Below are 18,112 nucleotides of genomic sequence, written 5' to 3'. Positions count from 1 at the left end.
GGGTGAACAGGCAGACTGGTGGCTGTGACGGCTCGAGTTGGGGCAGTGCATCTCGGGTGGGATGTGGTGACGGCGGCCGCCGGCGGCGGTGGCACACCGATCCGCCCGGTGCAGGTCGAAGGCACATATACACCGCCCGCGTACCTATTGGCGGATTCATCCGGTCGGCTGCACACCGCCGGGGTGGACCGGCGTCCCGACGTCGGTATCGCCATCTCGGATGTGCGCGACATCATCGGCCACCCGCAGATCGTGGTGGCCGGGGCCACCTGGCCCGCCGAACTGGTGTTCCGGGCGCGGCTGTTCAATCCGCTGGCGGGTATCGGCAAGCATCTGGGCGGGGCGCCCGCGGTGGTGGCGCTGCCGTTCCCGGACGACTGGCCCGACCCCAAGGTCGACGAATACGCGCGCCTGGTGGAACAGCTCGGCGTGATCGTGGAGCCGCTGCCGGAATCGGTGGCGCTGTCGGGATACGTGCGCGCGTTGAACCTGGTGCGCGGCCCCGAACCCGGCCCGGTGGTCGGCGCGACCGGCGTCTACTCCGACGGTCGCGGGTGCCTGGTCGTGGCCGTACACGGTGACGACGAGGAGCCCACCGAATCCATGGGCCTGACCATCCATCCGGAGGCCCTGCACGACGCCCGCGCCGCCGACAATGTGGTGATCGAGGTCATGGCCGCCGCCCGCACCATCGGCGCGGACACCTCCACGGTCCTGCTCACCGGCAATATCGCCTTCAACGACGCCCTGCGCCTGGCCTTCCAGAACCACCTCGGCCACCGCCTCCAGGTCGCCGACCACCCCATGCACGCGCTGGTCCTGGGCGCGACCCACCTGCTGGCCAATGACATCGAGGCCGACGAGTACGCACCGGACCCCCGCCTCACCCAGCCCGCGCCCGGACAGCCCGGATACGCGCAACCGGGCGGCGCTGCGGCAGGAGCTTCCGGGCAGCGGGAGGCGAGCGAATCCGGTTCGGGCGCAATGGCGGTCGGCCAGCAGGCTGTCGCCGCCGCTGATCAACAGGCCGGGGCGGCCGTCGCTGGACAGGTCGCGCGTGGCACGGCGGCGAAGCCCGCGGCCCACGATGGTGTGGCGGACGGGGCGCAGGTTGCTGGCGGCGGAGGCACGCACTCGGCATCCGGTGCGATCGATCCCGCCGAGGGGCAGACTCGCCGGATGACCCAGGCCGAGGCCGCGCAGCTCGCGGCGCAGGGGCATGCGGCGGCCGCCCAGGGGCCGGGCGGAACGCCCTCGAATCCATCCAGCGGGGAGGTGCCGATCGCGTCGCCGTCGACGCGGGGACTGCCGCCGGGGCTCGCCACCGTGGGCGGTCGGTTCACGCGGCCACCGGGGACGCCGGCCGACGATCAGACGACCGCCGTGGTCGGGCGGCAGCCCGGTCAGGCAGCGGGGCAGGGGAATTCGCCCACCGGTAGTGGTGTGCAGCCAGGTGGTGCGAGTGGTGCTGCCGGGCAGGGCTATTCGGGACAGTCCCCAGGACAGCAGCAGGTGGGAGCTGGCAATACTCCTGCGGGACAGGACTATTCGGGACAGGACTACTCGGGGCAGGGCCACGCCGGACAGGGGTACGCGGGGCAAGGTGCGGGCCCATACCCGCCGGGCCACACCGCGCCGGGGCAGAGCACCGGCCCGCACGGGCAGACCCCTGCCGCACCCGGATCGGGTGCCGGTCCGTACGGACTGGCGTCCGGCGCGCCGGGGCCGAACGCTCCGTACGGCCAAGGTGCGCCGGGCCAGGGCACCGGCCCGCATGGGCAGGTCGGACCCGGTCAGAGCACGGGAGCGCACGGACAGGCCACGGCGGGCCAGAGCACCGGTCCGCATGGCCAGGTAGCGCCGGGGCAGAGCACGGGACCGCATGGCCAGGTAGTGCCGGGGCAGGGATACGGCTCCGGTGCCGGTGGCGCTTCGGGTGGTTACGGCCAGCCGGGGCAGTACGGGCCCGGTGGCGGGGGATATGGGCCGCACGGACCCGGTGGAACGTCCGCGGGAACCGGGGCGGGTCAGGGCGGAGCGATGTACGGTGGACCGATGCCGTCCAGCGGGCCGCAGCCCCCCTATCCGCTATCACCGGACCGCGATGCCGACAGTTCGGATCGCGATGCGGCCGAGGGCGATCGCAAGCGCAAGGGCTTGTGGCGAAAGATGAAGGGCAAGCGCTGATGCGAAGGCGCTTCGGAACCCCCGCCGTCCTGGGTGCGGCCGCTTTCGCCGCGGTCACCCTGCACTCCGGGCATCCCGCCGACGACGTCGCGGTGACCACGGGGGGGACCGAAACCGTGGGGGACTCCGACGCCGCATCATCCGGGTTCGGCGCCGGCGATGCGCTCTCCGGTGCACATATGCCTCCGGCTGCCGCCGAAACACCCGCCACCACGGTCGACTCGACCGCGGTGGCCAGCGACTTCGACATCCGATCTGTCGAATACGACATCCCCGCGCCCGGCGTCCGGCCCGTGGGTGACTTCGGCTCCTGGCCCGCCGTGGACCGCATCGCCGAACCGGCCGGGGGCTCGTGCGCCGTAACCCCCTTCGCCACCCTCCCGCCTGCCCCCGGCATCGCCGCCATCAACGGTCCCGGGGTGGTCGAGTGCACCCCCAGCGGCATCGACACCCTGCGCTACTCCATCCCCGGCCCCATCCGAGGCGCGGACCCGGGCCCGCCCGTCCAGATCTGACCCGCACGTCGACTCCTGACCTGTTCACTCCGCTCGTGACCGGTTCGCGGTCCGAGCGGGGCCCGTGGCCGGTGCGCTGACCCGCGTGGCCCGTGACCGGGTGCGTTGCCCCACTCGGCCGGTGAGGTCCACTGCCCGCCCGCCGGAGACCGGTTTCTGGTGCCCGGCCCACCCCTGGTATCGTGGCCCGTTGGCGTGCGGTACCGCCGGGCAACCGGTGTGTCCCACGAGTCCCCGGGTCTCCACCGGCCGCCGGGATCGGCTCGATCGCATGCTTGGCTGGCAACACCGACGACAGACAGGGAAGCACTGTGCCTACGTACAGCCCCAAGGCTGGTGACGTGACCCGCAAGTGGTACGTCATCGACGCCACTGACGTACGGCTCGGCCGCCTTGCCGTGCAGGCAGCGAATCTGCTGCGCGGCAAGAACAAGCCGACCTACGCCCCGAACGTGGATGGTGGCGACTTCGTCATCATCATCAACGCCGACAAGATCTCCATTGCCGGCAACAAGGCCGACCGCACCTTCATCCACACCCACTCGGGCCACCCGGGCGGTCTGAAGACCCGGTCTGTCCGCCAGGTGCTCGAGACCCGCCCCGACCGGCTGGTCGAGCGTGCCATCAAGGGCATGATCCCGAAGAACAAGCTGGGCAACCGCATCGCCGGCAAGCTGAAGGTGTACGCGGGCCCGACCCATCCGCATGCCGCTCAGCAGCCCATTCCGTTCGAGATCAAGCAGGTGGCCCAGTGACCGCTCCTGAGGAATTCAACGACGACTTCGTCGTCGAGGACACCAGCGTCGAGGTCGTCGACGAGGGTGCCGGCTACGACGCCGAGTACACCGCCGAGACCTACGCCCCGGTCGTCATCGACCGCCCGGTGCAGACCGTCGGCCGCCGCAAGGAGGCCGTCGTCCGCGTCCGCCTGGTGCCCGGCTCCGGCAACTTCGTGCTCAACGGCCGCACCATCGAGGACTACTTCCCGAACAAGGTGCACCAGCAGCTGGTGAAGTCCCCGCTGGTCACCGTCGAGCGCACCGAGACCTTCGACGTGCACGCCCGCCTGGTCGGCGGCGGCCCGTCCGGTCAGGCCGGCGCGCTGCGTCTCGCCATCGCTCGTGCGCTGATCGAGGTCACCCCCGAGGATCGTCCGGCCCTCAAGCGCGCCGGCTTCCTGACCCGTGACCCGCGTGCCACCGAGCGCAAGAAGTACGGCCTCAAGAAGGCCCGCAAGGCGCCTCAGTACTCGAAGCGCTGATATCGCGCCGTACGGCTCTACCGTGCCCGGCCCCGCGCAGGGCCGGGCACGGTATTGTCAGATGCGGCGATTCGTACGGGCATGGCGCGGCGAGACCGCGTGCTCCCCGCGGGGCGGGGACGATCCCCGGTACGAGAGCAGGCTTCCGGCAATGGTTTTCGGACCGGCCGGGTGCCTGCTTTTTTGCTATGTCAATCGACCAGGGGTGAGGTATGGGACGTTTGTTCGGCACCGACGGAGTCCGCGGGCTTGCCAACGAGTCACTGAGTCCGGAACTGGCGCTGCGGGTTTCGGCCGCGGCGGCGCAGGTTCTGAGCCGGGGCAAGAAGCGCGCGCTGGCGGTGGTGGGGCGCGATCCCCGGGCCAGTGGCGAGATGCTGGAGGCCGCGGTCACCGCGGGCCTGACGTCGGCCGGAGTGGACGTGCTGTCGGTCGGCGTGCTGCCGACTCCGGCGGTCGCATACCTGACCGGCGTGTACGACGCGTGCCTGGGCGCCATGATCTCGGCATCGCACAATCCCATGCCGGACAACGGAATCAAGATTTTCGCCGCGGGTGGGCACAAGCTCGACGACGCCGTGGAAGACCGCATCGAGGCGCTGGTCGCCGAGGGCTCCTTCGCCCGGCCCACGGGGGCGGCCATCGGACGTGTGCTGGGCCGTCCCGGCCTCGGCGGACAGGTCTTCCACGCCGATGCCGCCTACACCCTGGAGGGCACGCACGAACGCTATGTGGAACACCTCGTGGAGGCCACCGGCCGTGATCTCAGTGGACTGAAGGTCGTGGTGGACTGCGCCAACGGCGCGGCCTCCGAGGTGGGGCCGACCGCGTACCGCGAGGCGGGTGCGACCGTCATCGCCATTCACGCCGACCCGGACGGGTTGAACATCAACGACGACTGTGGTTCGACGCACCTGGAGCAGGTGCGGCGCGCGGTCCTCGAACACGGCGCGGATCTGGGTCTGGCGCACGACGGTGATGCCGACCGCTGCCTGGCCGTGGACGCCACCGGCGCGGTCGTGGACGGCGACGCCATCATGGCGATCCTGGCACTGGCCATGCGCGACAGCGGCCAGTTGGTCGACGACACGCTGGTGGCGACGGTCATGAGCAACCTGGGTCTGCACATCGCCCTGCGTGAGGTCGGAATCACGGTGCTCACCACGGCGGTCGGTGATCGGTACGTCCTGGAAGAGCTGCGGCGCGGCGGCTATTCACTCGGCGGCGAGCAGTCCGGACACGTGGTGTTCCCGCGCTTCGGCACCACCGGCGACGGCATTCTCACCGGCTTGAAGCTCATGGCGCGGATGGCCGAAACCGGCCGCGGCCTGGCGGATCTGGCATCCGTGGTGCGGACGGTGCCGCAGGTGCTGGTGAACGTTCCCGTCAGCGACAAGTCCGCTGTCGCGGCGGCTCCCTCGGTGCTGGAGGCGGTGTCCGAAGCCGAACGTGTGCTCGGCGATTCGGGTCGAGTTCTGCTGCGCCCCAGCGGAACCGAACAGCTGGTCCGCGTCATGGTGGAGGCCACCGATCTGGACCAGGCCCAGCGGCTGGCCGGTGACCTCGCGAAACTGGTAGCGGCGGTGTAGGACTCCGCCGCGCGTCAGCGGTCCTCGGTCAATCGGCCGCGCTCCATGCGCCATCGGCGGGTGGCGCGCACGGTATCGAGCATGCGGCGGTCGTGGGTGACCAGCAGCAGGGTGCCGTCGAAGGATTCGACCGCCTGCTCCAGCTGTTCGATGGCGGGCAGGTCGAGGTGGTTGGTGGGCTCGTCCAGCACGAGAAGGTTGACCCCGCGCGCTTGGAGCAGAGCAAGTGCGGCGCGGGTCCGCTCGCCGGGTGACAGGGTGTCGTTGGGGCGCAGCGCATGTGAGCCGCGCAGACCGAACTTCGCCAGCAGGGTACGGACCTCGGACTCCGGCCAGTCGGGCACCTCGGCGCTGAACGTATCGGCGAGCGTGGCGGTTCCGCGGAACAAGCCGCGGGCCTGATCCACCTCGCCGATGGCGACGCCGGAGCCCAGGGCGGCGGAACCGCTGTCCGGCACGGTCTTTCCGAGCAGCAGCGACAGCAGTGTGGACTTGCCCGAACCGTTGTCGCCGGTGAGCACGATGCGGTCGCCGAAGTCGATGCGCACGGTGACCGGCCCGAGCGTGAAGTCGCCACGCGCCACGGTGGCGCTGGAGAGTGTGGCGACCACCGTGCCGCTGCGCGGTGCGGCCGCGATGGACATGCGCAGCTCCCACTCCTTGCGCGGTTCCTCCACCGCGTCCAGGCGCTCGATGCGCTTGAGTGTTTGCTTGATCTTGGATGCCTGCTTCTCGGTGGACTCCGCGCGCATCTTGCGACCAGCCTTGTCGGAGTCCAGCTTGCGCGGATCCTTGGCCTTGCGGCGGGCGGTGCGCACGCCGTGTTCCATCCAGTTGCGCTGCATGGTGGCGCGGGCCTCGAGTCCGGCCTTGGTGTCGGCGAACTCCTCGTAGGCCTCGCGGGCGTGGCGGCGGGCGATCTCGCGTTCGGTCAGATACGAATCGTAGGAGCCGTCGTAGACGTCCACCCGCTGCTGGGCGAGATCCAGTTCGACGATGCGATTCACGGTGCGCGCCAGGAACTCCCGGTCGTGACTGACGACCATGAGGGGTGCGCGCACACCCGCCACGAACTGCTCCAGGCGTTCCAGGCCGTCCAGATCCAGGTCGTTGGTGGGCTCGTCGAGCAGCAGAATGTCGAAGCGCGACAACAGCACCGAGGCCAATCCGGCGCGGGCCGCCTGGCCGCCGGAGAGCACGGTCATGGGGGTGTCCAGGCCGTGTGGCAGACTGTCGGCGAGGCCGAGTTCGGCGGCTACCTCGGCGGCGCGCTGCTCCAGATCCGCGCCGCCGAGGGCCAGCCAACGCTCCAGGGCGGGGGAATACTCGTCCGCGCCGCCGTCGGCGAGCCGTTCGGCCGCCGCGTCCATGCGCCGCTGTGCGTCCGCGACACCGGTGCGGCGGGCCAGGAAGGCCATGACCGTCTCGCCCGCCAGCCGCTCGGGTTCCTGCGCGAGGTAGCCGACGGTCGCGTCGGGTGGGCTGAGCGCGATGCTGCCGTCCGCCGCCCGACCGGCGGCGAGCATGCGCAGCAGGGTCGATTTCCCGGCCCCGTTCACCCCGACCAGGCCGATCACGTCGCCCGGTGCGAGGACGAGATCCAGATCGGCGAACAGGGTTCGTTCACCGTGGCCGGCCGATAGTCCGCGGGCGTGCAGGGTCGCGCTCACGCTGTGTCCTTTCGCGCATCGTCGGGGCGCGGCGTGGACACCGGTTGCCGCCGCCGCGCCTGCCCGCTCATTGGGTGCAGTCTGCCCTGTTCAGGGTTGGACCCTGAGATGGGGGCGGTGGAAAGTCAGGGTCCGAATCGGGCGTTGGACCGATGCGCGCACGAGGCCGCGCGGGGAGAGTGGAGGTATGACAACACCGACTCCCACCCGCCGCCTCACCCGCTCGACCAGCGATAAGTGGATCGCCGGAGTCTGCGGTGGACTTGCCGAGTACTTCGGCTGGAACGCCAATCTCATCCGGGCGCTGTTCGTGCTGTCCTGTCTGCTGCCGGGACCGCAGTTCATCATCTATCTGGTGCTCTGGCTGGTGATTCCGAAGAACAAGGGGCCGTACGTCGCCCAGGTGTAACCGATCCGGGTTGTCCACACCCGGCGAGTAATCCACAACTCGAGAGTAAGTCACCCCGAGCCACCGTCCTGGGTGCGAGGATGATGGGCACGTCGCAGTGAAGGAGTGCACATGGTCGCATCCGGTGATCTGCCCGGTCTGGACTTGCCGAATCTCGACACCCACTCGGAGCTGGGTGCTCTGGGCGCGGTGGAGCTAACCCATCCCGTTCAGGACATCGACGGCGACGGTCGCCTCGACACCCTCACCACCAATGGCGACCGCGCCATGCACGTATGGACCGACCTCGACCACGACGGCTACGCCGACCACGTCACGGTCGTCGACGAGGGCGGCGACTACGCGGCCTGGGAATTCCGCCACAACACGGACGGCACCAGCGAATGGGTGCGCACCGACGGCGGCCGCCTGGGCGGATGAACCCGTCGGCGGACCTCGCCCGACCCGACGCGCAGTAGTCGTCCGACCCGATACCCGGAACTTGTCCGACCGGACTCACGGAACTCGTCCGATTGGGCATACGGACCGACCGGGCGTGCGGGACTCGTCTACCGGACCCGCCGCGACCGATCTCGGGTCGATCGCGGCGGCGTTCGCGCCTGGGCCGTGACCTGATCGGGCCGGGCGCGCAGATGGCGTCGGGGTCGTGCGAGCCACCACGGAACTCGCCGACCGCTGAACGAATTGGCCTGTGCGGCCGTGTGACCGTGCACGATCTGGCCGCTCGGAGGTAGACCGCGCGGCTGTGCGAGCGGACCACACGGTGGTCCGAGCGTGACGAATGTCGTGGAGTGCCGGTCGCGGTGTCGAATGTGCGGGCGACGATTGGATGATCGCCGCGACAGTGGCCGAACCCGGGCGCTTCGGCGACCGAACGCGAAAGGGGGCTATATGGGTGGCGGGACCGATGGTTTCGCGGTGGATATCGCCGAGCTGCGCATTGCCGCAGCAACGTTGCGCGACTCCGCGGAATCACTACGCCTACAGGCGCGTCGCATTGACGAGCACATGTTCGGCATCGGCAGCGACCAGGCCGGAAGGAACTACGCGGAACACGGCATGGCGGTGCATCGAGGGCTCGAACACCTCGCGGGCTGGCTACGTGACTGGGCCACGGCCACCGCCACCACCGCATCGGGCCTGGATACGGCGGTCGCGGAGTACGAGCGCACCGACCGGGAACGGGCCGAACACACCCCGCGGTAGTGGTCGGAATCGATGCCACCGGTTGGCTCACATGCCGCTCGCGTGAAGTTGGTATGCGTGCCGCATCGGCGAAATCGTTTGGCATGGCGAACGGCATGGGGTGGTCGGCGTGCTACCTGCGTCGGGCCGGTGCGCGTGTCGAACGAATAGCGCGCGGGTCGGCGTCGTGTCGGTGGGGCTGCGCTGGAATCAGATCGCCCGTGGCTGGCTGTAGTGGATGGACCGGAGTGACATGGCGGGATATCAGGGGGAACTGTGACGTTCGATCCGGCTGGGAGGTCCGTCGACGAGATCCTGGATTACGGGGCGGTCGGGCTGGAGTACTGGGAGCGGTTCCTTCCGCTGTACGAGCGGGCCTTCGGTGCGCTGCCCGGTATCGGGACGCGGGAACTGCAAGCTCGGTACGACGAACAGCGTGGGCTCGATCTCGGGAAACTCGATGCGGCACGGAATGCGCTTGCCGATGCGGTCATCGGGGCCGAGCGGCAGTGGATGGCCCAGCTGGGCGTCGCGCGGCGGCTACCGGATATCTGGGCGGGACGAGGTGGCGCGGCCGCCCGCGAGGTGGTCGACGGTCAGCAGCGGAGAGCGCGCCGTGATCTCGATATCGCGCGGGCCGTGGTGGCGGCCATCGACGGCGTACTCGATCCGCTGCGGCAGGCGGTGTTCACGAAAGCCGTTCGGACGGTCGGGCTGCTCGAACGGCGCGGGGACGACAGCACCGCCGTCGCCATCGGCGGCAAGTCGCCCGGCGATATCGAGGCCATGCTCGACGCCGCGGACGATGCCGCCACCGACTGGCTGCGTACCACCTTCAAACCGGACGTGGAGCGCAAACACGCCGAGTTCACGGCCATGTGCGCGGATACCGACCACATCGTCGTCGACAACTATCGCACCGTCACCACCGCCATGGCGGCACTCCTGGACAGCCCCTACCCCCGCCCCGTCGCACCTTTCGATCCGCCGCTGCCCGCGAACGAAACCGCAACAGCACCAACGCAACCCGCGGACGCGGTCGCCCCGGGGGCCGAAGAGGGAACGACTCCCGCCACGGCTGGCTCGTCCGCGAGTCCACCCGGTACGCCACCGGCAGGGGCCGCACCTCCGGGTGCCTCCTCGAGTTCGGCGACCGATGCGTCTTCTGGTGGGTGGTCGAGCCCGTCGACCGGTGCATCTGCTGGTGCCCCGCCGATTTCGCCGAGCACCGCACCTCCAGGTGCGCCCTCGAGCACACCGAACGTCTCGTCTCCCGGTGCGCTCTCGAGCCCTGCGACAGTCACGACTTCCGGTGCCCAGCCGAACCCGGCGACCGCTCCTGTTTCCGGTGGCCAACCGCATCCGGCAACCGCAGCCGCTCCCGGTGCCTCGCCGAACCCGTCAACCTTTACACCCGCCGGTGCCGCACCGTCCGCCTGGGCGGGCACTCCGACGGAACCTCCGTCCGCCTCGGTCGGCGCCGGCCGCACCGCTCCCACACTCGGGCAGCCCGCGCTGGGCGGGCACGCGCAGCCGCTCGGCACGGACACCACCGACCACCCGCCATCGGGCACCTGGTCCGATATTCTTCCGGGCGAAGGCACCGGCGCACACTCGGATCCGCTGCCGCTCGGTTCCCTGCTCGCGGGCGCGGGTTCCGCACTCACCGAACTCCTCGGCCACCTCACAGCGGGCCTCCAAACCGGCGTCGAATCCGCCCTCGGCAGTCTGAGCGACCTGACGAATCCGAACCGTTCCGACGATCCGGCAACGGAACCCGGCACCGACGAAGGCACCGACCAGGGTGACCGCGATTCCACCCCCGGCACCGACCAACCAGCCGGAAGAGCCGATTTCGAGCTGGGCGAGCACGACCTCACCATCGAGCAGACCACAAACGGCACCCTGAGCGTCGCCCTCACCGACCCGTCCGGAGCCACGACCACTTTCACTCTCCACCTGAACGAACACGGCATACCGATCCTCACCGCCGAAACCGAAACCCCCGCCGCGCCCCCGAAACCCGATACCCCACAGCCTGATTCGCCTGGCTCTGATCCCACCGCACCCGACAGCTCACCCCAGCCGTCGCCGTACGCTCCATCCGCACCGAATCCCGGCGAGACGTCGAACGCACCGAGCAATCCACCCGACAACTCCACACCACCCGACTGCCCGCCCCCCGCTCCCGAATGCACCGAGCCGCCCACCCCGGCCTCGGAAAGCCCATCGGTTTGCCGCACTCCGGACCGGGACGCCCCGGACCAAGGTGCTCCGGCTGCGGGTGCTCCGGATGTGGGTGCGCCGGATCGAGATGCCCCGGATGAGAGTGCGCCGGGCCAGGACGTCCCGCATCAGGACAACCCCGAACACGTTCCCCCACAGCAAGACTCCCCGATACCTCCGGGACCTCCGGATGCCCCTTCCCCCGACTTGCCGATCCCAGACCTGCCCGGAACCGACTTGCCGCCCACCTACCCGGGCATACCACCCCTGGACCGGCAATCGTCCCCGGACATCGGGGCGACCGGTGTCCCGGTGCAACCGATCCCACCGCTCCCGGATACGCCCACGCCTTGATCTGCCACACCACTCCGGCGCACGCGTGCCGGATTCGTCGAGTTCGGCGCGTGCGGTGTTGGGCAACGGAGTTAGGTCCGGGTTTCAATCGCTTTCCGGATCAGCGCCCGACCAGGTTCGCCGTAGAGGGCCTGTTCGGACAGCAACGCGAACAGCTTGGCATAGAGCGCTATCTCGCGCGGCTGGTTGATTCTCAGCTCCGCGCTCACCGTCTCAACCAGCACCAACCGGTTGTCGTACATGACGAAGCCATTGATGGCTGGACCATCCAGGGCCGCCTGTTCGGGCACGATCCCGAGCACCAGTCGTGGTAAGGACATCGTCGCGAGGAGGTATTCCAGCTGCCCCAGCATGATCGATTCGCTTCCGACCGTGGTCTGAAGAGCTTGTTCGGCGATGACGAACGAAAACCTGCGATTGCCGTGGTGCAGAATCTTCTGGCGTTCGACACGGGCCTCGACTCCATCGTCCAGATCGTCGGGAATTCCGTAGAACTTGATCATTTTACGGAGCACCGCCTCGATGTATCCGGGAGTCTGCAACAGGCCCGGAATGAGAAGTGGCTCGTACCAATACAATCGAGTGGCTGCCTGTGCGACCCGGTCCAACCTGCGCTGGTGCCGACGCGTGCCGATCCCGAGCGCTCGTCGCCACTCCATATAGGCGGCTTCGATGTTCCGCAACGTCGCGATCAAATCGGGTAGCTGATCACAGCTGCCCGTGTGGTCACACCAGGTTCGAAGATCTTCCTCCGTGGGAGTCTGCCGACCGTACTCCAGCTTGCTGATCTTCGACTCCGGCCAATTCGCCGATCTCGCCAGCGCGCGGCCGGTCAATCCGGCATCACGGCGAAGCTCCCGGAGCCGTAGCCCGAGAGCTTGCCGTTGTTCGTGTACAGCGCTGGTCATTGTGTCTGGAGAGCGGCGTAATCGGCATACGGCACAGCCGCCGACCAGACGTAGTCTCGAACCTCCTGACAGTGAGCAATGATCCGCGGGTCGTGCGTAACCGCCGCGCCAGCGAACCGGCCACTCGCCTCGAACGTTGTGAAGATCACGGTCTCGTCGTCCAGTAGCCACCAGTCGTCGGTTGACAATCGGCGTGAGTCGGCCAGATGTCTCGCCAGGTACCGAACGTCCTCGCCAGCAGCGACGTTGTTCACTGTGATCTCCAGCATCCACCGCTGGTAGTCCGTCATCGGAACCGTGACTACTCGTGCCCGACGCATTACCGCCCCCCGGGCGGTGAAGTCCCGCACCAGGTTCAGCCAATCCTGGAACCAGGCGAAATCGTCCGCCGGGCCACCGGTCAGCCAGTTGCGGTACGGCTCATCCCCATCTGGCGACTCATAGTCGTCCTGTAGCTCGAGGTGGAAGGCTTCGCGCCGACTGCTCCGGATCAGGTCGTCGAATGCGTCACCCTGTAACAGCTTCACCGTAGAATCTCCTCTCCCTCCTGGGCACTTCTACTGCCGCCTCATTCGGTGCTATTTCCAGCTGCGCCAGTATGTTCGGGTCCGTGACCGGCGTGCCGCTCAACAGGAAGGTGCCTCTTCCGCTGTCGACGAGCGGAGAGCCGAGATAGGTCTCCGGATCGGTGTAACCCAGTAGCACATGGGGGATTTCGACAGTTCCGGAAGTGTTTGTGCGCCACCCCTGCGCTACAAAGCTGTCTTCGGTCTCGTACAGCGTCGGACAGGTATTGCCCGGCGAGCCGTTCCTACCCAGAAACCGTAACCGCTTGCTCATGATCCAGTCCTCCCGCTCGAGCGTGTGGCGGGTTTGTCACGCCTCACCAATGGTCCCGGTCAGGGACCGATTCCGGAGCTGAACGACATTCAGCTAGAAAACCCGAGAAAACTTCTGGAGTCGTCGATTGTCGCCCACATAGCGTCTTTCTCAGGCGCTCGGAGGCGGTGCGGTCATCCCGCCCCCGGTCGCCGACCACCATCGAACCAAGGGGAGCGGGATGGCCATGCGGACCAGGCTCGGAGAGTTCCCCGGCGGCGTGCTGGAGGTCAATGCCTACGATGATGACCCCGTCGATGGGCATCCAGGGGTGCATCTGGAGATCTACCACGCCGCCGACGACGCAGAGGAAGGCACCGAGATGCGTTATCGGGCAACGGCTATCGGGTATCTGCGGACCGATGTGTCCGGTGCGGCGCAGTTCCGGGACGAGAGCCGGATCCGCGAGTTGGCGGCTCGCCTCGGTTACGACTTCGCCGACATGATCGTCTACGACCCGAAATTCGGGCGGCCACCGCTGGCGCGGCTGAAGGCGCAGGCCACCCGGCTGGACGCCGCAGCCGTCATCGTCCCCGGGCCTCAGCACTTCGAGGGCGGACACATCCCTGAGTCGCTGATCGGACAGCTGGATGTCATCACCGTGACGCCGGAAGAAGTCTGCGCGCGCCGCGCCATGTCGCCGGATCTGCCGAGGCAGGGCGTCCAGGGGCAGAGCGGCGCGGCATCCTGAAGTCCGCCGCGATGACCGGGCTAGCCGCGCTCCGAGGTGGGTGTCCGGGCTTTCGGGGCGGGAGCGTTCATGCTGGCCGCCACCGCACGGCGACTGGCGGATGGCGGCGCGCGGGTGGCGCTGCTCGGCAGCCGCGAGGACCGGCTCGCGGAACTGGCGGGGAAGATCGGAGCGTCGGCATTGGCCGTGCCCGCGGATGTCACCGATCAGCGGTCACTGCGCGATGCCGCGCGGACGGTGCGGGCGGCCCTCGGGCCGGTCGATCTGGTGGTCGCGAATGCCGGCGTCATGCTGGGCGTGCCGTTCGAGGCGGGCCATGCCGACGAATGGGATCGGATGGTCGGCACCAATATCAATGGGTTGCTCGGGTGAACATTGCCGAGATGATCGTCGTGCCCACCCGCAGGGCTGAGTATCCGCGAGAGCGGTTGCGGTGGAGTTACTTTCGCAGCGCCTGCACCAGTTGCAGGAGGGGGAGCTTCTGCGGTTCCGGCTCCGGTTCCTCCTCGACCGCGTGCGGGTCCACCAGTTCGGTGTGCGGGATGATCGCTTCGGGGTCGGCGAAGAGTTTGTAGGTCTTGTCGCCGAGCAGGGTGTAGTTGAGGTAGCCGACCAGTAGGGCGCGGGTGAGGCGTTCGGTTTTCGGTTCGTGCTTGCCCGCGCCGAGGGCGGCGAGGGCGCGGCGGCCCTCGACAATGCCGTTGTGTGTGGCCTTCTCCACCGAGCGCAGGATGGCGGGGCCACCCCAGGCGGCGGCCAGCGGGACGGCGTTGGAGCTGACCGAGTCGATGTCGGCGGCTCCGGCCAGAATCAGTGCGGGGGTGTCGATACTCGGGGCCAGCGCCTCACCCGACGGGGCGGTCGGCGCGGGGTAGAGGGCGGCCACGGCGGCGACCGCGCGTTGGGAGGCGGCGATGGTGGCCGCTCCGGCACCCATTCCGTGCCCGGCCAGGGCCAGTTTGTCGGGATGCACGCTGATGTCCCCGCCACCCAGACGCACACCGGTGCAGATGTCGAGGGTGGTGAGCAGATCGGTGGCCAGGTTCAGATGCGAGGGGATCGGTCCGCGTTCGGTGTCTGGTGCGGCCGCGACGTATCCCCACGACGCCAGATGCTCGAGCAGGCGTCGGTAGTTCCCGGCTCCGGTCAACCACCCGTGCCCGAAGGCCACCGCGGGTAGGTTCAACCCCTTCTCCGGGGTGAACACCACCCCGGGCTGCCCGGCGATACCGAGATTGCCGCGCAGCACCGTGTGCGGACCCTTCGCGGTCAAGGTGCTCATAAGCGATTTCACTGACGCCGACACGCAGACGAACTTAGCGCTTTCTCGATCCGCACGCTGCCGCCCACGCGTGTCGCACCTCCGGCCGCGACGCCTACGTGCGAAAACACGGTATGACGAATGCCGGAGCGCAGCTCGCGGATGCCGCGCTCACGGCCCGGACCCACCGGCGCTGCGGTCGGCGCGACATTGTCTCCGCGCCCGCCGTACCTGCTCGCGGCAGGCCGCGTTGCCGGGTGCGGATTGTCCGACGCCGTGGAGCCGCGGGTCGCGTCTCCTGGTGCGGACTGCCTGGCGCCGTGGAGCCGCGGGTCGCGTCGCAGGGGGGACCGCCCGACGCCGCGGAAAAGTCATGGCCCGCCCGGTCGAGCCGCGATCTTCGGAGGACCGTTCATCGTTCTCGCCGGTGTGAACCGCGACTCGCCGCGACATGCACGGAGGAATCGGACGAACCGCCGAGGCGGGCGCTCGCAGGGGTGTCGAAGGGGCGAACCACCGGGCGAAGTGCCCCGCCCCAACCCAGTACTCTGAGGCCCCATGTGCGGAATCGTGGGGTACGTGGGGTACCGGGACGCCCTCGCTGTGGTGGTGGACGCATTGCGCCGCATGGAGTATCGCGGCTACGACTCCGCGGGGGTCGCCATCCTGGACGGAATGGGCGGCCTCGCGGTGGAGCGCAAGGCCGGGCGGCTCGCCAACCTGGAGGCGGAACTGGCCGCGGCCGGGCCGGAACGATTCAGCGGAACCACCGGTATGGGGCACACCCGCTGGGCCACGCACGGCGCGCCGACCGACCGCAACGCCCACCCGCACCGCGACCACGACGGTCGGGTGGCCGTCGTGCACAACGGCATCATCGAGAACTTCGCGCCGCTGCGCCGCGAACTCGAGGACGCCGGAGTGGAACTGCGCAGCGACACCGACACCGAGGTCGCGGTGCATCTGGTGTCCCGCGCCTATGCCGTCGGCGAGACCGCGGGGGACTTCGTCGCCAGCGCGCTGGCCGTGGTGCGCCGCCTCGAAGGTGCGTTCACCCTGGTCTTCACGCACGCCGACCATCCGGGCACGATCGTGGCCGCGCGCCGCTCGACCCCGCTGGTGGTCGGGGTCGGGCAGGGGGAGATGTTCATCGCCTCCGATGTCACCGCCTTCATCGAACACACCCGCGAGGCGGTCGAGCTCGGCCAGGACCAGGCCGTCGTCATCACCGCCGACAGCTACACCGTCACCGACTTCCACGGTGCCGTCGATGGGGTGCGCACCCGGCCCTTCACCATCGACTGGGATCTCGCCGCCGCCGAGAAGGGCGGGCACGACTACTTCATGCTCAAGGAGATCGAGGAGCAGCCCGCGGGCGTGGCCGACACCCTCATCGGCCACTTCGCCGACGGGCGGATCGTGCTCGACGAACAGCGCCTCGTCGACCAGGAGTTGCGCGAGGTCGACAAGGTATTCGTAGTCGCCTGCGGCAGCTCGTATCACGCCGGGCTGCTCGCCAAGTACGCCATCGAACACTGGACCCGGCTGCCGGTGGAAGTGGAGCTGGCCAGCGAATTCCGTTACCGCGACCCGGTTCTGGACCGCTCCACCCTCGTGGTCGCCATCTCCCAGTCCGGGGAGACCGCCGACACCTTGGAGGCGGTGCGGCACGCCAAGGATCAGAAGGCGCGCGTGCTCGCCATCTGCAATACCAATGGCGCGCAGATCCCCCGCGAATCCGACGCCGTGCTCTACACCCGCACCGGGCCGGAGATCGGCGTCGCCTCCACCAAGGCGTTCCTGGCGCAGATCACCGCCAACTACCTGGTGGGCCTGGCGCTGGCGCAGGCGCGCGGCACCAAATATCCGGACGAGGTGGCGCGGGAGTTCGAAGAACTCGAGGCCATGCCGAAGCTCGTCGAGCGGGTCCTGGAGACCGCGCCGCAGGTGCGCGCCATCGCCCGCCAGCTGGCCGGGGAGTCGACGGTACTGTTCCTCGGCCGCCACGTCGGATATCCCGTGGCACTCGAAGGTGCCTTGAAACTCAAGGAATTGGCGTACATCCACGCCGAGGGTTTCGCCGCGGGCGAGCTCAAGCACGGCCCGATCGCCCTGATCGAAGAGGGGCTGCCGGTGATCGTCATCATGCCCTCACCCAAGGGCCGGGCGGTGCTGCACGCCAAGCTGCTCAGCAATATTCGTGAGATCCAGGCGCGTGGCGCCCGCACCATCGTGATCGCCGAGGAGGGTGACGACACGGTGCGGCCGTTCGCCGATCACCTCATCGAAATCCCTTCCGCGCCAACGCTGTACCAGCCCCTGCTGGCGACCGTCCCGCTTCAGGTGTTCGCCGCCGAGATCGCCATGGCACGCGGCTACGACGTCGACAAGCCCCGCAACCTCGCCAAGTCCGTCACCGTCGAATAGATCGGCGCGGCCCGTCTACTCGACGGTCACGGTGCCCTTCATCTCCGGATGCAGCGGGCACAGATAGCGGTACGTGCCGGGCACGGTGAAGGTGTAGCTCCACTCGCCCTTGGTGAGGATCGGGCTGTTGATGCCCATGGCGGCGTCGCCGATGCCCTGCACCGAATGCGGTACGCGGTCGGAGAATTTCCAGGTGACGGTGTCGCCCGCCGCGATGGTGATATCGGCGGGGGAGAACGTCATATCCGTGACGGTCACGATGGTGCTGGCGGGCGTCCGCGGTCCGGAGGTGGTCGGGGTCGCGGAGTTCGACGCGGTGGAAGTCGGCGTGCCGTCGGCATTCTCGCCGTTCGAACCGCACCCGGTGGCGACCAGTACACCCGCCACGGCGAACACGCTGATCAGGACACGTACGGACCTACCTCGGGAACCAGTCGACATGCTCGCCAGCCTAGTCTCCGCCGGTAGCCGACCATTCGCGGCCGTACCGACCGGCGACGCCTCCGCCCCCACCGGACCCGCGGTCGGCGCGCTCGCCTGCTGTTCATGA

General features: G+C 68.8%; 18 protein-coding genes. 12 read left to right on the top strand and 6 right to left on the bottom strand.

The window, feature by feature from the left end; genetic code table 11:
* Positions 1-24 precede the first annotated feature (24 nt).
* The 5 genes from QJS31_RS09765 (at position 25) to glmM (ending at position 5,552) form a co-directional block, all read left to right on the top strand.
* Positions 25-2,187 (top strand): hypothetical protein, encoded by a 2,163-nt coding sequence (locus QJS31_RS09765; protein WP_306356475.1) that lies wholly within the window; start codon positions 25-27, stop codon positions 2,185-2,187.
* Positions 2,187-2,702, top strand: a complete 516-nt coding sequence (locus QJS31_RS09760; protein WP_306356474.1) for a hypothetical protein — start codon at positions 2,187-2,189, stop codon at positions 2,700-2,702. Before QJS31_RS09765 ends, QJS31_RS09760 begins: the two co-directional genes overlap by 1 nt.
* A gap of 311 nt (positions 2,703-3,013) precedes the next feature.
* Positions 3,014-3,457: a 50S ribosomal protein L13 gene (gene rplM, locus QJS31_RS09755; RefSeq protein ID WP_029923748.1), complete on the top strand. Its 444-nt coding sequence runs from the start codon at positions 3,014-3,016 to the stop codon at positions 3,455-3,457.
* The gene (gene rpsI / locus QJS31_RS09750) at positions 3,454-3,963 is read left to right on the top strand and encodes a 30S ribosomal protein S9 (protein WP_282784391.1); all 510 of its coding nucleotides are present in this window, start codon (positions 3,454-3,456) and stop codon (positions 3,961-3,963) included. The genes rplM and rpsI overlap by 4 nt, the downstream gene beginning before the upstream one ends.
* Positions 3,964-4,175: 212 nt before the next feature.
* Entirely contained in the window at positions 4,176-5,552 is a 1,377-nt protein-coding gene (glmM, locus tag QJS31_RS09745; protein ID WP_306356473.1) for a phosphoglucosamine mutase, read from the top strand.
* Positions 5,553-5,566: 14 nt separating this feature from the next.
* Here glmM and QJS31_RS09740 read toward each other — a convergent pair whose 3' ends face one another.
* Complete coding sequence (locus QJS31_RS09740) at positions 5,567-7,222, bottom strand: ABC-F family ATP-binding cassette domain-containing protein (protein WP_306356472.1); 1,656 nt, start codon at positions 7,220-7,222, stop codon at positions 5,567-5,569.
* Between the two features lie 187 nt (positions 7,223-7,409).
* Between QJS31_RS09740 and QJS31_RS09735 the strand changes: the two genes are divergently transcribed.
* The 4 genes from QJS31_RS09735 (at position 7,410) to QJS31_RS09720 (ending at position 11,396) form a co-directional block, all read left to right on the top strand.
* A complete protein-coding gene (locus QJS31_RS09735) occupies positions 7,410-7,631 on the top strand; it encodes a PspC domain-containing protein (RefSeq protein ID WP_143982728.1) in 222 nt (73 codons plus the stop codon).
* Between the two features lie 111 nt (positions 7,632-7,742).
* Positions 7,743-8,051, top strand: coding sequence for a DUF6802 family protein (locus tag QJS31_RS09730; protein WP_306356471.1), 309 nt, complete (start codon positions 7,743-7,745; stop codon positions 8,049-8,051).
* A gap of 471 nt (positions 8,052-8,522) precedes the next feature.
* Positions 8,523-8,837, top strand: a complete 315-nt coding sequence (locus QJS31_RS09725; RefSeq protein ID WP_306356470.1) for a hypothetical protein — start codon at positions 8,523-8,525, stop codon at positions 8,835-8,837.
* A 255-nt stretch (positions 8,838-9,092) separates the two neighbouring features.
* Positions 9,093-11,396 (top strand): hypothetical protein, encoded by a 2,304-nt coding sequence (locus QJS31_RS09720; RefSeq protein ID WP_306356469.1) that lies wholly within the window; start codon positions 9,093-9,095, stop codon positions 11,394-11,396.
* A 71-nt stretch (positions 11,397-11,467) separates the two neighbouring features.
* On the opposite strand, the gene QJS31_RS09715 is transcribed toward QJS31_RS09720, so the two are convergent.
* From QJS31_RS09715 to QJS31_RS09705, 3 genes are read right to left on the bottom strand one after another with little or no spacing between them, the layout of a single operon-like run.
* A complete protein-coding gene (locus QJS31_RS09715; protein WP_306356468.1) occupies positions 11,468-12,304 on the bottom strand; it encodes a helix-turn-helix transcriptional regulator in 837 nt (278 codons plus the stop codon).
* Positions 12,301-12,831 carry a DUF6879 family protein gene (locus QJS31_RS09710; protein WP_282783611.1) on the bottom strand — a complete coding sequence of 177 codons (531 nt, stop codon included), beginning with the start codon at positions 12,829-12,831 and terminating at the stop codon, positions 12,301-12,303. The genes QJS31_RS09715 and QJS31_RS09710 overlap by 4 nt, the downstream gene beginning before the upstream one ends.
* The gene (locus QJS31_RS09705) at positions 12,812-13,144 is read right to left on the bottom strand and encodes a hypothetical protein (RefSeq protein WP_306356467.1); all 333 of its coding nucleotides are present in this window, start codon (positions 13,142-13,144) and stop codon (positions 12,812-12,814) included. The genes QJS31_RS09710 and QJS31_RS09705 overlap by 20 nt, the downstream gene beginning before the upstream one ends.
* Positions 13,145-13,370: 226 nt before the next feature.
* Here QJS31_RS09705 and QJS31_RS09700 point away from each other — a divergent pair, with 226 nt between their 5' ends.
* Positions 13,371-13,874 (top strand): hypothetical protein, encoded by a 504-nt coding sequence (locus QJS31_RS09700; RefSeq protein ID WP_306356466.1) that lies wholly within the window; start codon positions 13,371-13,373, stop codon positions 13,872-13,874.
* A 69-nt stretch (positions 13,875-13,943) separates the two neighbouring features.
* On the top strand, positions 13,944-14,246 hold the full coding sequence (locus QJS31_RS09695; RefSeq protein WP_306356465.1) for an SDR family oxidoreductase: 303 nt from the start codon (positions 13,944-13,946) through the stop codon (positions 14,244-14,246).
* A gap of 67 nt (positions 14,247-14,313) precedes the next feature.
* Here QJS31_RS09695 and QJS31_RS09690 read toward each other — a convergent pair whose 3' ends face one another.
* Positions 14,314-15,180 (bottom strand): dienelactone hydrolase family protein, encoded by an 867-nt coding sequence (locus QJS31_RS09690; RefSeq protein ID WP_306356464.1) that lies wholly within the window; start codon positions 15,178-15,180, stop codon positions 14,314-14,316.
* A gap of 513 nt (positions 15,181-15,693) precedes the next feature.
* On the opposite strand from QJS31_RS09690, the gene glmS reads away from it, so the two are divergent.
* The gene (glmS, locus tag QJS31_RS09685) at positions 15,694-17,562 is read left to right on the top strand and encodes a glutamine--fructose-6-phosphate transaminase (isomerizing) (protein ID WP_282783620.1); all 1,869 of its coding nucleotides are present in this window, start codon (positions 15,694-15,696) and stop codon (positions 17,560-17,562) included.
* Positions 17,563-17,577: 15 nt separating this feature from the next.
* On the opposite strand, the gene QJS31_RS09680 is transcribed toward glmS, so the two are convergent.
* Positions 17,578-18,003, bottom strand: a complete 426-nt coding sequence (locus tag QJS31_RS09680) for a plastocyanin/azurin family copper-binding protein (RefSeq protein WP_143982720.1) — start codon at positions 18,001-18,003, stop codon at positions 17,578-17,580.
* Positions 18,004-18,112: the final 109 nt, after the last annotated feature.

Source organism: Nocardia sp. CC213A, assembly GCF_030766805.1.
Lineage (GTDB): Bacteria > Actinomycetota > Actinomycetes > Mycobacteriales > Mycobacteriaceae > Nocardia > Nocardia otitidiscaviarum.
Note: the sequence above shows the minus strand (reverse complement) of the source record. Positions and strands in the feature narration are given on the sequence as shown.